10 protein-coding genes and 1 riboswitch are annotated in these 13,697 nt (G+C 73.1%); of the genes, 3 read left to right on the forward strand and 7 right to left on the reverse strand.

Annotated elements, in window-relative coordinates:
• The first annotated feature begins 207 nt into the window (after positions 1 to 207).
• Genes WMF27_RS28950 through WMF27_RS28960 form a run of 3 tightly spaced genes read left to right on the forward strand, consistent with a single transcriptional unit; the run spans position 208 to position 4,192 of the window.
• On the forward strand, positions 208 to 2,430 hold the full coding sequence (locus tag WMF27_RS28950; protein ID WP_437943175.1) for a TonB-dependent receptor: 2,223 nt from the start codon (positions 208 to 210) through the stop codon (positions 2,428 to 2,430).
• Positions 2,431 to 2,438: 8 nt separating this feature from the next.
• On the forward strand, positions 2,439 to 3,329 hold the full coding sequence (locus WMF27_RS28955) for a hypothetical protein (RefSeq protein ID WP_437765638.1): 891 nt from the start codon (positions 2,439 to 2,441) through the stop codon (positions 3,327 to 3,329).
• Positions 3,326 to 4,192 carry a hypothetical protein gene (locus WMF27_RS28960; protein WP_437943176.1) on the forward strand — a complete coding sequence of 289 codons (867 nt, stop codon included), beginning with the start codon at positions 3,326 to 3,328 and terminating at the stop codon, positions 4,190 to 4,192. Before WMF27_RS28955 ends, WMF27_RS28960 begins: the two co-directional genes overlap by 4 nt.
• A gap of 30 nt (positions 4,193 to 4,222) precedes the next feature.
• On the opposite strand, the gene WMF27_RS28965 is transcribed toward WMF27_RS28960, so the two are convergent.
• The 7 genes from WMF27_RS28965 to WMF27_RS28995 form a co-directional block, all read right to left on the reverse strand.
• Positions 4,223 to 5,980, reverse strand: coding sequence for a protein kinase domain-containing protein (locus tag WMF27_RS28965; RefSeq protein WP_437943177.1), 1,758 nt, complete (start codon positions 5,978 to 5,980; stop codon positions 4,223 to 4,225).
• A gap of 125 nt (positions 5,981 to 6,105) precedes the next feature.
• Entirely contained in the window at positions 6,106 to 7,356 is a 1,251-nt protein-coding gene (locus WMF27_RS28970) for an NAD(P)/FAD-dependent oxidoreductase (protein ID WP_437765635.1), read from the reverse strand.
• Positions 7,357 to 7,406: 50 nt separating this feature from the next.
• Complete coding sequence (locus WMF27_RS28975; protein WP_437740223.1) at positions 7,407 to 8,171, reverse strand: class I SAM-dependent methyltransferase; 765 nt, start codon at positions 8,169 to 8,171, stop codon at positions 7,407 to 7,409.
• A gap of 80 nt (positions 8,172 to 8,251) precedes the next feature.
• Positions 8,252 to 9,277, reverse strand: coding sequence for a dipeptidase (locus WMF27_RS28980; RefSeq protein ID WP_437765634.1), 1,026 nt, complete (start codon positions 9,275 to 9,277; stop codon positions 8,252 to 8,254).
• Between the two features lie 54 nt (positions 9,278 to 9,331).
• Positions 9,332 to 9,649, reverse strand: a complete 318-nt coding sequence (gene sugE, locus WMF27_RS28985) for a quaternary ammonium compound efflux SMR transporter SugE (RefSeq protein WP_437765633.1) — start codon at positions 9,647 to 9,649, stop codon at positions 9,332 to 9,334.
• 21 nt (positions 9,650 to 9,670) lie between these two features.
• A riboswitch (guanidine-III (ykkC-III) riboswitch) is annotated at positions 9,671 to 9,739 on the reverse strand.
• Between the two features lie 193 nt (positions 9,740 to 9,932).
• Positions 9,933 to 11,372, reverse strand: coding sequence for a pectate lyase family protein (locus WMF27_RS28990; RefSeq protein WP_437765632.1), 1,440 nt, complete (start codon positions 11,370 to 11,372; stop codon positions 9,933 to 9,935).
• Between the two features lie 521 nt (positions 11,373 to 11,893).
• Entirely contained in the window at positions 11,894 to 13,555 is a 1,662-nt protein-coding gene (locus WMF27_RS28995) for a sigma 54-interacting transcriptional regulator (protein ID WP_437765630.1), read from the reverse strand.
• Positions 13,556 to 13,697 lie beyond the last annotated feature (142 nt).

Genomic DNA, 13,697 nt, shown 5'->3' on the forward strand with positions numbered 1-13,697 from the left:
GCGCGAGTCGATACGGCGTCGGAAGAGGGCTCGCTGACGGCCTCAGAGCAATCTTCGGCGGCCAGCAGACAGCGACGGCACCGACGAACACACGAACGCGCTCGCCGCCTGCGACGTCGACCAAACCGCCGGCGCGCCCGCCGGGCGAGCGCACGCGTCCGCATGATAACACGAACCGATAAAATCGTGCTACTGGCCAGCCCACCTGTGATCCGCTCCCTGAGCACGGCGCTCCCGCTGCTTCTTGTCATCGCGTCCGCCGCGCCTGCGCGCGCCGGCGACAGCGCCGCGCCTGCGCGCGCCGGCGACAGCGCCGCGCCTGCGCGCGCCGGCGCGGCGCCTCCGCCCGCGGCCGGGGCGGCAACGTCGGCGGGCGGCGATGCCTCCGGCGGCGCCGGCGCAGCGGCGCCCGCCTCCGGTGCGGCGGGCGCCGCTTCGCCCGCGTCCGACGCCGCGCCCATCACGGTCGTGGTGCAGGGCGCGGCGCCGCCGCGCAGCGCCTCGGAGTCGGTGCGCGGGCAGGCGGAGATCCGGGCGGCGCCCCACCGGACGGCGAGCGACGTGCTGCAGCTCGTGCCGGGCGTGTTCACCTCCCAGCACAGCGGCGAGTGCAAGGCGCACCAGATCTTCTTCCGCGGCTTCGACGCGGTCCATGGACAGGACCTCGAGATCTGGGTCGCGGGCGCGCCGGTCAACGAGGTCTCCAACGTCCACGGCCAGGGCTATACCGACCTCCATTTCGTGATGCCGGAGGTGATCGGCGAGCTCCGCGCGCAGCCCGGATCGTACGACCCGCGCCAGGGCGACTTCGCGGTCGCCGGGACGATGCGCTTCGATCTCGCCTACGGCGAGCCGGGGATCACCGCCACCGCCTCCGCGGGCTCGTTCGGCGCGCGCCGGCTCTTCCTCGCTTACCACCCCGAGAACGCGGACGACGCCACGTTCGCGGCCTTCGAGGCGTACGGGACCGACGGCTTCGGGCCCGCCCGCGCCGCCGGCCGGGCCTCGCTCGTCGCGCAGGCCGTCTACCGGCCGCTCGCCGGCGTCTCCGCGCGGGTGATGGCGTCGGCGTTCGCCTCCCGCTGCGGCTCTGCCGGCGTCCTGCGCCTCTGCGACATCGAGTCGGGCAAGGTCGACCGCTTCGCCTCGTACGATCCCGATCAGGGCGGCGACTCGTCGCGGGCGCAGCTCGTCGTCGATCTGCGCGGCTCGGGCGACGGCGCCGCCCGCGGGGAGGGCCTCTCGCTCACGCCGTTCGTCGTGCTGCGCTCGCTCCGGCTGCGCTCGAACTTCACCGGGTACCTCGCGGACCCCACGAACGGCGATGCCACCCAGCAGCTCAACGAGGCGATCACGGCGGGCGCCACCGCGTCGTACCGGCTCGCCTTCCCGCTGCTCTCCGACCGCGACACGTTCGAGGCGGGCGTCGTCGCGCGCACCGACTGGATCGAGCAGTCGCAGCGGCGCCTCGCGGCCGTCGACGACAGGCCGACCGCCACGCTCGTCGACGCGAAGGTCCGCGCGACCGACATCGCCGGCTACCTCGACGCGTCGATCCGGCCGGCGCGGCGGATCACGCTGCGCGGCGGGCTGCGCGCCGACGGCCTCGCGTACCAGGTCGTCGACGACATCGGCCAGGGCGCGCAGGCGCGCAGCGCGATGGGCGTCCACGTGGGCGGCAAGGGCACGGTCGACGTGGTGCTGCTCCCCGGGCTCCGCGCGCTCGCCAGCGTGGGCCAGGGGTTCCGCTCGCCCCAGGCGCGCAGCCTCGGCGACGGCGAGCGCACCCCCTTCACGCGGGTGCTCTCCGCCGAGGCCGGGCTCCGCTACGCCGACGAGCGCGTGCGGGCGTCGGCGGCGCTGTTCCACACGCGCCTCAGTGACGATCTCGTCTTCGACGAGGCGACCGCCCGCAACGAGCCCGTGCCCGCCACCGCCCGCACCGGGGTGGCCATCGACGCGGTGGCGCATCCGGCGCCGTGGCTCGTGTCGAGCGTCGGCCTGACGTACACCCGGGCGGCCTTCACCGCCTCCGGGGGGCGCTACGCGGCGGGCGATCTCCTCCCCTTCGTGCCCCAGGTCGTCGCCCGCGCCGATCTCGCGGTGACGCCGCGCCTCGGCGCGCTCTTCGGCCGGCGCCTCGAGGCCCGCGCCGGCGCGGGCGTGACGCTGCTCCACGGCCGCCCGCTGCCGTTCGGAGAGGTCGGCCACGACGCGCTCGTCACCGACGTGACGGCGCACGTCCGCTACCACCGCGTCGAGCTCGGGCTCGACGTCTACAACCTCCTCGACGCGTCGTGGTTCGACGGCGAGTTCGTCTACCCCTCGAGCTTCACCCGCGGCGCGGCGCCCGACCTCCTCCCCGCGCGGCACGTGACGGTCGGCGCCCCGCGCAGCTTCCTCGCTTCGCTCTCCCTCTACATCGGCTGAGGTCCTCGATGACATCCACCACCCCACAGACCCGATCCCCCCGGCGCGCCGCCCTCGCCGCGGCGGGGCGCCTCGCCGCGGCGCTCGCGGCGGGCGCGCTCGCCGCCGGGTGCGGCGCCGGAGGCGACGGCGCGACCTCCGGCAAGCGCCTGACCCTGGCGACGCAGATCGCGCCCGACGCGGCGTCGGTCGCGCCGTTCACGAACGCGCTCGGCTGGACCATCACGCTGTCGAAGGCGCACCTGGCGATCGGGTCGCTCCACTACTTCGAGGGCGCCCCGTTCACGGCGCGGCGGCCTTCGCCGGGCGGCGGCCCCTCGCTGCTCGAGCGGCTCGCCCGGTGGGCCGTGCCCGAGGCGCACGCGCACCCGGGCCACTACCAGGCCGGCGAGGCGAGGGGCCAGATGACGCAGCCGACGTCGGTCGACCTGCTGCGGGGGACGACGGCGCTCGCGGACGCGGACGCCGTGAGCGGCGCCGCGCGATCCGCGCGCTTCACGTTCGGCGCGCCGCCCTCGGGCCCGCTCGCCGCGGCGCTCGACGGGCACGTCGTCGCCGTCGAGGGCCGCGCCGAGAAGGGCGACCTCGCGCGGGTGTTCCGCGCGCGCGCGCTGGCCGCCGACGTCGCCGACGACGCGACCGGCGAGCCGTCGGTGGAGGGCTGCGTCTTCGAGGAGGTCTTCCTCGACGGGCCCGGCGTCGTCACGCTCGTCGTGAAGCCGGCGGTCTGGCTCGATCAGGTCGACTTCGAGGCCGTCGCCGCGAGCGAGGACGGCGCGCCGGTCGAGCTCGAGCCCGAGAGCCAGGCCCAGCGCGGCTTCACGCGGGGCCTCAAGAAGGGGACGGCCTACGCGCTCTCGTTCGCGCCCGGCTCCCCGGAGGAGAAAGAAGGACGATGAGGATCACGAAAGGACCGTGGGTTGCGGCGGCGACGCTCGCCGCGGCGGCGCTCGCCGGCTGCGGCGAGGACGAGGCCGGGGCCGGGAGCGTGGCGTTCTCGACGTGGGGAGAGGAGTACATCGAGCAGGAGATCCCGGCCGCCGATCTCGCGGACGGCTGGAGCATCCAGTACGAGAAGTTCCTGTTCGTCGTCCGGAACGTCACCGTCGCCGATCGCGAGGGGAACGTCGGAGCGCGCATGCAGGGCTCGATCCTGTTCGACCACACGAAGGCCGGCGCGAAGCCGGTGGTGACCTTCGACGACCTCGAGGCGAAGCCCTGGGAGGCCGTCTCCTACGAGATCGGCCCGGCGGACGCGGACACCGCGCTCGACGGCGCGACGGAGGAGGACAAGGCGCTCATGCTCGCGGCGGGCGCGTCGGTGCACATCGAGGCGATCGCGCGGAAGAGCGACGGCGGCGGCGAGGTCGAGAAGCGCCTCGACTGGACCTTCTCGCTCGCGACGCGCTACGCCGACTGCAAGGGCGACAGGGCCGGCAAGGAGACCGACGGCGTCCTCGTCACGAACGGCGGCACCGACGACGTGGAGCTCACCATCCACGGCGACCACTTCTTCTACGACGACCTCCAGGCCGCGACCGCCGCGCGCCGGTTCGCGCCCATCGCCGCCGCGGACGCCGACGACGACGGGGCCGTCACCCTGGAGGAGCTCGCCGCGGTGCGCCTCGTCGCGATCGAGGAGGGCCCCTACGGGACGGGCAGCGCCGGAAACATCAATGATCTCGGGGCATTCGTCGCGGCGCTCTCGCGCACGCTCGGGCACTTCCGCGGCGAGGGCGAGTGCGTCTCCGAAGGCCCGTGACGGGGCCGGCGGCGCGCTCGCCCGCGGCGATCACTCGATCCCGACCGTCGTCGTGACGTCCTGGAGCTCGCCCCCGTCGAACGCCGGCACCCGCGCGGAGCCGAGCAGCATCTGCACGCAGCTCCCGGCCGGGGTCATCGCGACCTGCGGCTCGATCGTGATGCGCTGCACGGCGCCCGCGGGGTTGAAGAACACCCGCGCCGTCACCGCCTTCGGCCCCGCCTTGCCCTTGCAGTGGATCCGCGCGGTGGCGCCCTTCGCTTGCAGCGCCGCGTGGGCCGCGCCGCGATCGAACGGCCTCGCCGCGCTGGGCTGCGCCGCCGCCGCCGGCGCGGTGCCTCCGCGCATGGGGCGCGGGGACCTCGGCGCGGGCGCCGGCGCCGGAGCGTCGCGAGGGCCGGGCGACGGCTGCCGCTCGCCCGCGCCGCTCGTGCCGTTCGCGTCGCCCGCCGGCGCCGGCGAGCGCGCCTCGCCGCCGCGGCCTGGGCTGACCACCGTCGGGTGCGCCGGCACCGGCAGGCGCTGCACCAGCCGGACGTCGCTCTGCGCGCGGCCGGCGTAAAAGGCGATCGTCGCCGTCGCGACGCCGCTGGCCAGGCCGCACGCGAGGAGCAGCGGCCCCCACCGCGCGGGCTTGCGAGGGGCCTCCGGCGGCGTGCTGCTCGCCAGGACGGGCGCGGGCGTCCCCGGGGGGCGCGCGCTGACGGGCGACGACGATGCGCCCGCGCCGGCGGACGACGACGGCGCGCGCTGCGCGTCCGAGGCCATCTCGGTCGGTCCGCTCATCGACAGGCGCGAGGTACGCCCCGCCGGGGTGAGCGCCGCCGCGGCGCTGAACGGCACCACCGAGATCGCGCCGACCGCGGCGCGCACGCTGCGCGGGTCGAGCGGATCGACGAACAGCGCCGGGCCGAGCGCGTCGAACGCCTCCTGCGCCGTCTGGAAGCGCTGCGACGGCTCCCGCGCGACGCAGCGCGCGAACCACGCGTCGAACGGGTGCACGATGCAGCCGGCGCGCCCGAGCGCGATCGCGCGCACCGACGCCGGGTCGATCGCCTCGAAGAGGATCTCGCGGAGCAGCACCGGCATCGCGGTGCCCATCGGGTCGTTCGCGGCGCGCCAGTACATGCGCCCCGTGAGCAGCGAGAACGCGATCAGCCCGAGCGCCCACACGTCGGTCGCCGGCGAGATCTGCCCGCGCGCGTCGGTCTGCTCGGGCGCCATCCAGAGGGGCGTGCCGAGCGAGGCGGTCGCCATCGTGCTCGCCTCCGCGGCGATCTTCGCGATGCCGAAGTCGAGGACCTTGACCGACCAGCGCGCCGTCGCGCTCTGCGTCTTCGCGAGGAACACGTTCTGCGGCTTCATGTCCCGGTGGACCACGCCCGCGCGGTGGGCGGCGCCGAGCGCGTGGCAGAGCTGCCGGAAGATCTCGTGCACGTCCTGCGCCGAGAGCAGCCCGCTGCGCTTCATCCGCTGCGCGAGGTCCTCCCCCTCGAGCAGCTCCATCGCGAGCCAGGGCACGCCGCTGGCCGCGTCCACGCCGGCGCCGATCACCTGCACGACGTGATCGCTCTCCACCAGCGCGCCGACGCGCGCCTCCTGCTCGAAGCGCTCGCGCAGCCGGGCGTCCGCGCAGAGCTGCGGGTGCATGAGCTTGAGCGCCCGCAGCTTGCCCGTGCTCGCCTGCTCGGCGATGTACACGGCGCCCATGCCCCCGGCGCTGAGGGGCCGAACGAGCCGGAACTCTCCGAAGAGCATCCCGACCGCCGGCTGGAACGGCGCGACCATGGCGGGCGATGCTAGCATGGTGGCCGTCGCGGGGGTGTCGGGGCTCACGGGCGCGGCGCGCGTCGCGCACGTTGCGCGCGTCGCGCACGTTGCGCGCGTCGCGCACGTCGCGCCTCGCTGCCTCGTTAGGCGTGCGCGCCGTCGGCGCCGCCCGCGCTGCGCGCGCGCGGCGGGAGCGACGCGACGAGGCGCTCGATCCCGATCCGGCCCGCGACCAGCGCGCCCGTCGCCGCGGCGCGGAGCGCGTCGCGCGCCGGCTGGGCTCTGCCGGCGAAGTGCCGGACGCCGAAGCGCAGGAACGACGGCTCGCCGAGGAGGTAACGCTCGACGCGCTCCCGCGGCGCGCCGTAGAAGGCGCGCATCACCCGGCGCCGGAAGCGCAGGTCGAGGCCCAGCAGCGATCGCTCGACGCGCCGGCCCCAGTCGTGGAACCCGAGATCGCGGGCGTCGAGCTTCTCGGCGAGGTACTCGCCCGCGAGGGCCCCGTACGCGATCGCCTGGGCGATCCCCTCTCCCAGCATCGGATCGATGCCCGCGGCCTCGCCGACGAGCAGGGCGGCGGGCCGCGCGATCACGGCCCGCCGGTCGAGGCCTCGCTCGGCGAAGCGCTTTCGCCGGTAGCGGTCCGGGTCGAGGCCGAGCGCCTCGAGCCTGCTCCGGAGCACGCGCTCGGCGTCGGGCGCGGGGCGCGCCACGCCGAGCGCGCCCTCGTGCAGCACGTAGGCCCCCCGGCAGACGAGCTCGCGCCCGTCGACGAGCGTGGGGAAGTCCCACAGGTAGCCGGCGAACGAGCGGTCCCGCATCTCGAAGTGCAGGAGGTCGCGCGCCCGGTCTTCCGCGACGGGCTCGGTGTCGACCTCGACGGCCTGCGCGCGCAGCCTGCCGAACGGCAGCCCCATCGCGCGGCGAACGACGCTGCCGACGCCGTCCGCGCCGACGACGACGCGGCCGTCGAACACCCCGGCCGAGCTCTCGACGCGGGCGCCGCGCTCGCTCGGCGTGGCGCCGGTCACCCGCGCCCCCTCCACGATCCGGACGCCCCGCGCCCGCGCGGCGAGCGCGAGCGCGCGATCGAACTCGGCGCGCCGGACGACGCGCCCGATGTTGCCCTCGCGGACCGCGACCTCGCCGGCCTGGAAGGCCGCGCTGATGCCGTGCACCACGACCGAGGGCACGTCGATCGTCACCCCGATCGACGAGAGCGCCCTGTCCGCTCGCTCGCCGAGGCCGCCCGCGCAGGACTTGTCCCGCGGGTAGCGCTCCTTTTCGAGCACCACGATCCTCTCGGCGAGGGCCGGGCGATGGTGGGCGAGGAAGAGCGCCGTGCTCACGCCCGCCGGCCCACCTCCGACGATCACGACTTCATGCGCCGCCATGCGGGGGCCGCTCTAGCACGGCGCCCCCGTCGGCGGGCTCCCCCGGACGCTCACCGCCGCTCGTACAGGGGCACCAGCGTCCGGTAGGGGAAGAGGTACACGCTCTTCCCCGCGAGGTCCGGGTGGTTCGCGGCCAGCTCGCGGATCTCGTTCAGGACCGCATAACGCTCCTGCAGGGGGAGCGCCGAGATGTAGCTGATCGACGCGACGCGCTCGAGCAGCCCGTCGAGGTCGAGCTCCTGGGTATGGGTGAACTCGTGCTCTCCGAGCGGCGCGAAGAGGCGGGAGTCCGAGAACGTCCGGCGCCAGGCGCCGAACCTGTGTATCGGAGCATCCCGGCCGTGGCGGTCGAGGATGTGGGAGATGCGGGCGACCCAGTCGACGCGCTCGTCGCGCAGGTTGAAGAGCAGGGAGAGGCGCCCTCTCGGCCGGAGCACGCGGTGGATCTCCGCGAGCGCGAGATCACCGTGAAACCAGTGGAACGACTGCGCGGCGACCGCGGCGTCGACCGATGTCTCGGGCAAGGGGATGGCCTCGGCGACCCCATCGAGCGGAATGGCGGACGGGACCATCTGGCCCAGCTTGCGCCGCATCCCCTCGACCGGCTCGAGCGCGAGCAGCCGCGCGCCCGTGGGCACCAGGAGGCGCGTGAGCTTGCCGGTGCCGGCGCCGAGATCGAGCACCGTGCTCGTCGCGTCGATGCGGAGCGTGTCGCGCAGGAGCTCGATCGCGCCGCGCGGGTAGTCCGGGCGCCCCTTCTCGTAAGCATCCGCTGCAGTCGCGTAGCCCTGTGCAGCGAGGCGATGGAGAGTCATGGCCTGCATCCGCTCCGAGTTAAGGAGGATCTCGCGCAGCGCCGGAGGGACCACCCACCCCGACGGCCCATCGAGAGAGGCTACGCAACCGGGAGCCGCGTTGGAAGCGGGTTGTCGCTCAAAATGCGCATCACGTTCTCACGAAGCACCTTGGCGATCACACGCTCGCTCAAGCCAGCTCGCAGCAGCGCATCCGTCAAGAGCGGAAGATGGGCCGCATCACGCAGCTCACGTGTGGGAATGATGAAACCGTCCCAATCGGATCCGAGCGCCGGCGTGTCCTCGCCGGCAACGTTGATGATGTGCACGAGGTGCTTGACGACGGGCGCGAGCCCGTTTCCGCCGAGATAGAGCGGACAGAAGATGATCCCGGCGCACCCGCCGCGATCGGCGAGGGCGCGGAGCTGATCGTCATCGATGTTGCGCCAGTGATCGAACGCGCCGGCGATACCCGTGTGGCTGACCATGGGTGGGCGGCGAGCGAGCGCGCATGCGTCGAGGAAGCCTGCCCGGTTGATGTGCGCGAGATCGACGATGACGCCGAGGTCCTCGGCGAGGCGCACGACGTCGCGGCCGAAGGCGGTGAGGCCTTCACCATCCCTGCGGCCGCTGCCGTAGGCGGGATAACACGCCTCGTTGGCGCTGAAGTGGCAGAGCCCGAGGTAGCGCACGCCGCGCCGCGCGAAGCGAGCGAGGGTGTCGAGATCGCCTTCGAGCGCGTGCGCCCCCTCGACGCCGAGCAGCGCCGCGACGGCGCCGCGGGCCTTCGCCGCCTCGATGTCCTCGGCCGTGAGCGCCTTCACGAGGCGGCCGGGCCGCGCGCGGACGGCCTGCTCCAGGAGATCGATCTGCTCCTCGACGACGGCGGCGAGCCCGCGCCGCTGCCCGATGGGCAGCGAGACCAGCCCGAAGAACTGCGCGCCGACGCCGCCCTCGCGGAGCCGCGGGACGTCGACGTGCCCGCCGAGGGCCGCGAGCGGCAGCGGCGGCTCGTGCCGCGCCTGCAGATCGTAACCGACCCAGCGCGCCCACATGAGGCTGTCGGCGTGGAGATCGATGGCGGGGTACTGCGCGTGCAGGGCGCGGGCTTCGGGTGTTCCGTGCATGGAGGGAAGGCTAGTCGACCCGAGGCGGCCGGTCGCGCGCCGGGCGACGAGGGCTCAGGGGCTCGCCAGCTTGAGGCCGAGGATGGACACAACGAGCAGCGCGAGGAAACCGAGCCTCGCGGCCGTGGCGGGCTCGCCGAACAGGAGGATGCCCGCGACCGCCGCCCCGAACGCGCCGATGCCGACCCAGACGGCGTACGCCGTGCCGATGGGCAAGGTCCGCGAGGCGCTCTCGAGGAGCGCGATGCTCGTGATGATCGCGCCGATCGTGAGCGCCGTTGGCAACGGGCGCGTGAAGCCGTGTGTATACTTGAGACCGATAGCCCAGCAGACCTCGAGCAGGCCTGCCAGGAGCAACGCCAGCCAGGACATGACGACTCTCCTCGTGATGCGGCTGCGTCGTCTTATCCTGACCGGGTACGGCGCGTCTCGTCCGGGACGCCCTGTCTGAAGGAGCGCCGCGGGGAACCTAGCAGCGGCGCCGGCCTGCGCAACAGGCAGGCCGGCGCGGCGCCGCGCCGCGGGGCCGCACGGTCGCCGCCGCTCCCGCGCCGCTGGGCGAGCGGCGCCGGACGCTGGACCACGCCGCGGCCTCTCGATCGGCCTCTCGATCGGCCTCTCGATCGGCCTCTCGATCGCGCTCTCCTGGAGCTCGCTACTCGATCGGCTCCTCGATTTCCCCCTCGCCCGGGAGCATCGACGAGCTGCCCGCCGCCCGGCTGATCAGCGCGGCGGCGAGCTCGTTGATGTACTCCTCGATCGCGGTGTATCCGGACGGCATCACCTTGGTGTGGTCGCTCGCGTTCGACGAGCTGAGGCCGTGCGCCCGCTCCCACGCGTCCGCCATGCCGTCGCGGTCGGCGTCCGCGGGGGCCGTCCCCGGGCTGAGCCCGTCCATCAGGTTGCTCACGTAGCGGGCGCCCCACGAGCCGTCGCGGCGCTCCATGTTCTTGAAGACGCCCTTCGTCACCACGTCGCGCGGCAGCGAGCCCGCCTGCGCGACGACGAGCCGAGCCGCGTCCTGCGCGCGTTGCGTCGTCACCGGGATGTACCCCGGGACATCCCGCGTGAAATTGAACTGCGTCGCCGAGCGGTACGACTCGGCCTTGTTGAGCTTGCTGAAGCTCGGGTGGAGGTACGGCTGCTTCCAGGGGTTCTCGACGGTGCCCTTGAACTTCCCGGGATCGTCGATGTAGTTGTCGCCGAGGAAGTACTTGAGCCCCGCGCCGGCGCTGCCGTCGAAGTAGAACGGGATCAGCTGATCGCTCGGCCCCTTGATGTAGGTGTTGCCCACGATGTTGAACTGACCGCTCGCCCGGTTGTGGTGCACGAACCCGTGCCTCACGTTGTAGGCCACGTTGTTGCGGATGTCGGCCGGGCCGTTCGCGACCGCGGGGCAACGCGCCTTGTGATGGGCGAACAGGTTGTGGTGGAGCGTGATCCGGTGGCCATCAGGGCCGTTGATGAGACCGTAATTATGCATCCCCTCTGGATGCCCCGTGGTCGCCGACGATTCGATGGTGGACCACTGGACCGTGACGTCATCTGCCTCATAGAGATCCACGGTCTCGTCGACGCCCCAGGCGATCGACATGTGATCGAGCATCACCTTCGAGTTCCGCGAGATCTGCGTCGCGTCGAACTGCTCTCCGGCCGAGCCGTTGTGCACGGGCCGGACTCGCAAGAACCGTACAATGATGTTGTTGACCGCGGTGGAGTACCTGGCGGTCAAGCGACCGCGGATGGTGATGCCCGCGCCGGGCGCCGTCTGGCCCGCGATCGTCACGTCGCCGTTCCGGATGACGACATCCCCTTCGATCACGCCGCTCACGTCGAAGACGATGATGCGAGGCCCGCTGGCGTCGAGGGCCGCCTGGAGGCTCCCCGACCCGCTCGTGCGCAGGTTGGTGACCTTGATGACGCGCCCGCCGCGCCCGCCGGTCGCGACGGCGCCAAAGCCCTCTGCCCCCGGAAACGACGGGAGCGCGCTGGCAGGAGCCGATATCGCCGTGAGCGCAGAGACCGCGGCGATCGCGCAGCCGAAGCGGCGGAGACCCTGTGCGCCGATGGAAGAGCAAGTAGGAAGGAATGCCATGTGTCTCGTTCCCCTTTCGTACGTATCAGGCGCCGAACAAGACCGGATCGAACAAGGAAGCCCAGGGTGGGCGCGGCGCTAGGCGCGACGATGTGCCCTGATGAAACAGGGCGACGCGGAGCAGCGACGCGATGGGCCCGCCCTCGGCTGCCTGGCGCAGGAGGTCTTGAGCGGCGCACTTAACCGCAAGCCGTACTGTGGTGACCCTACAGGACTCGATTCACCGATGGCAATCATCAATTGCCAATCCGTGCGACAGGGCACATCAAAATCGATCTTTAATTCCATATCGCCAGATGAAGCGATGCTGGTTATCCTGCGCGGGAAGCGCCCGAGCGGGCTCATGACGTCCCGAGACGCGCTCGCCCGGCAGGCGCGCCGAGAGGGAGATCTCACTCGCCGGCGCCGGCGCGCGACATCGAGAGATCGATGCGCGGGCCGACCGCTCACGTCTCCCTCACGTCTCTCTTGGCGCGCAGACCGCCTCTCGATCCGGCTCTCTCGTTCCGGCGCCGCGTCGACTATGCCAGACGCAACTCACGGATCCTGCGCTGAAGCGCCCGCTTGGAGACCATGAGGCGCTCCACCATCGCGTCGATGTGTCCACCGCACTCCGCGTAGCAGCGGGCGACCTCGTCCGGCGCAAGATGGCTCGCCTGGCGGACCTGCGGGCAGCTCTCCACGAGCGCATAGAGCGATGTCCGCGAGATCCCGAGCTGCTCGGCGGCGGCCTTGAAATCCCACCGGCTCCGGCGGAGCGCGTCGATCAGCTCCTCTTCCCGCACGTCGGAGGGCTTGCGCCAGCCGGCGCCCTTCCCCGAGCCCGAGCTCGCCCGCGCAGCCGCGGCGGTCTCCGGCCGCGCCGATCTCGCCGCAGCCGCGCGATCGCCGTCGGCGTGGCCCCGCTGCTCCGGGGCTGCCCGCTGGAGCAGGTGCTCGAGCGCCGGCGCCCCCTCCAGGCGCGCCGCGCCCTGGCTCCCCACGACCAGCTGCCGCGCCACGTTCCGGAGCTGACGGATGTTCCCCGGCCAGTCGTACCGCGCGAGCCGGGCCACCACGGACGCCGGCAACCACGGGGCGCCGTCGGGCCGCGGCGCGTCGAGCCGATGCGCGTCGCCCGAGGCCGCCAGCTCCTCGCGCAGGAAGTGAAGGAGCAGGCGCCCGAGATCGTCGCGGCGCTCGCGGAGCGGAGGGAGCGCGATCTCGTAACCGGCCAGGCGGTGGAGCAGCGGAGCGCGAAAAGCCCCCTCGGCCACCTTGGCCTCCAGATCGGCATCCGTGGCGGTGATCAGTCGAATGCGCGTCTTCTTCGGCTGCTGGGCGCCCACCGCCTGGATCTCGCCCGTCTCGAGAGCCCTGAGGAGCATCGCCTGCACGTCGGGCGGCGCCTCGCCGATCTCGTCGAGGAAGAGCGTCCCGCCCTCGGCCGAGCCGAAGTAACCGGGACGGTCGCGCAGGGCCCCGGTATACGATCCGCGCTCGGCGCCGAAGAGCTCCGCGGCCGCCAGCAACGGAGGGATCGCCGCCATGTTGACGGCCACGAAGGGCTGATTGCGCCGATTGCCGGCCTGGTGGATCGCCCTCGCGACGAGCTCTTTTCCGGTGCCCGTCTCGCCGCGGAGGAGCACCGCAGCTCCGAGATCGGCGACGCGGCGGATATGCCACCGCGTCCGCTCCAGAAGGTCGCTATCGCCAACCAGGCCGAGGCGCTCCCCCGGCTCGCGCGGGGACGGATCGACCATGTGGAGCAGCAGGACGACGCGACTGGCGAGCTCGATGACGACCCCCCGCGTCACCTCGTCGAGCGAGAAATCGCGGCTCCCCTCCAGCGGGGCGCCGTCCACGGCGACGTGGGAGCCGCGCTCCGCCGCGTCCAGCCGGATCCGGTCGTCGGGCAGCGCGATGATGCGCAGGGGTTTGCGGCTCAGGTGGGTATCCCCGAGCGGCGCGTCGCCGATCGCACCCGGCGGACCGAAATACGGCTCCATTCGCGACAGCGCGACCGCATCGCGAAGCGCGAGGTCCGCGAGGACGGCGCGCTCACCGATGCGCTCGAGACGAGGATGGTAGAGGACGGACAGGGACGGAGCGAGGCGTGTGCATGCCCGCCGTGAGGGGCTGGTGTCGGGGTGCAGCGTCGTCGCGTTCGCGATCGTGGTGAGCCCTGTTCGCTCGGTCACCATGGGGCGGGAGAATACGCGCCCACCAAAAAGACTTGCAAGCTCAGCGGAGCCGGCGTTCGGTCCCTCCTGACCTCGCGCGACACGCACATTCGAACACACCGAACCGCTTTGGCGCTGTCGTCGCCTGGGCGCGGATACCGTA

The sequence above is a fragment of the Sorangium sp. So ce281 genome, from assembly GCF_051527395.1.
In the GTDB taxonomy this organism is placed as follows: domain Bacteria; phylum Myxococcota_A; class Polyangia; order Polyangiales; family Polyangiaceae; genus Sorangium; species Sorangium cellulosum_B.

What these genes read in the sequence shown, in the direction of transcription:
- WMF27_RS28980 (WP_437765634.1), bottom strand. Translation starts at nt 9,277, where the DNA reads ATGCACGGAACACCCGAAGCCCGCGCCCTGCACGCGCAGTACCCCGCC.
- WMF27_RS28975 (WP_437740223.1), bottom strand. Translation starts at nt 8,171, where the DNA reads ATGACTCTCCATCGCCTCGCTGCACAGGGCTACGCGACTGCAGCGGAT.
- WMF27_RS28965 (WP_437943177.1), bottom strand. Translation starts at nt 5,980, where the DNA reads ATGGTCGCGCCGTTCCAGCCGGCGGTCGGGATGCTCTTCGGAGAGTTC.
- WMF27_RS28970 (WP_437765635.1), bottom strand. Translation starts at nt 7,356, where the DNA reads ATGGCGGCGCATGAAGTCGTGATCGTCGGAGGTGGGCCGGCGGGCGTG.
- WMF27_RS28955 (WP_437765638.1), top strand. Translation starts at nt 2,439, where the DNA reads ATGACATCCACCACCCCACAGACCCGATCCCCCCGGCGCGCCGCCCTC.
- WMF27_RS28960 (WP_437943176.1), top strand. Translation starts at nt 3,326, where the DNA reads ATGAGGATCACGAAAGGACCGTGGGTTGCGGCGGCGACGCTCGCCGCG.
- WMF27_RS28990 (WP_437765632.1), bottom strand. Translation starts at nt 11,372, where the DNA reads ATGGCATTCCTTCCTACTTGCTCTTCCATCGGCGCACAGGGTCTCCGC.
- sugE (WP_437765633.1), bottom strand. Translation starts at nt 9,649, where the DNA reads ATGTCCTGGCTGGCGTTGCTCCTGGCAGGCCTGCTCGAGGTCTGCTGG.
- WMF27_RS28995 (WP_437765630.1), bottom strand. Translation starts at nt 13,555, where the DNA reads ATGGTGACCGAGCGAACAGGGCTCACCACGATCGCGAACGCGACGACG.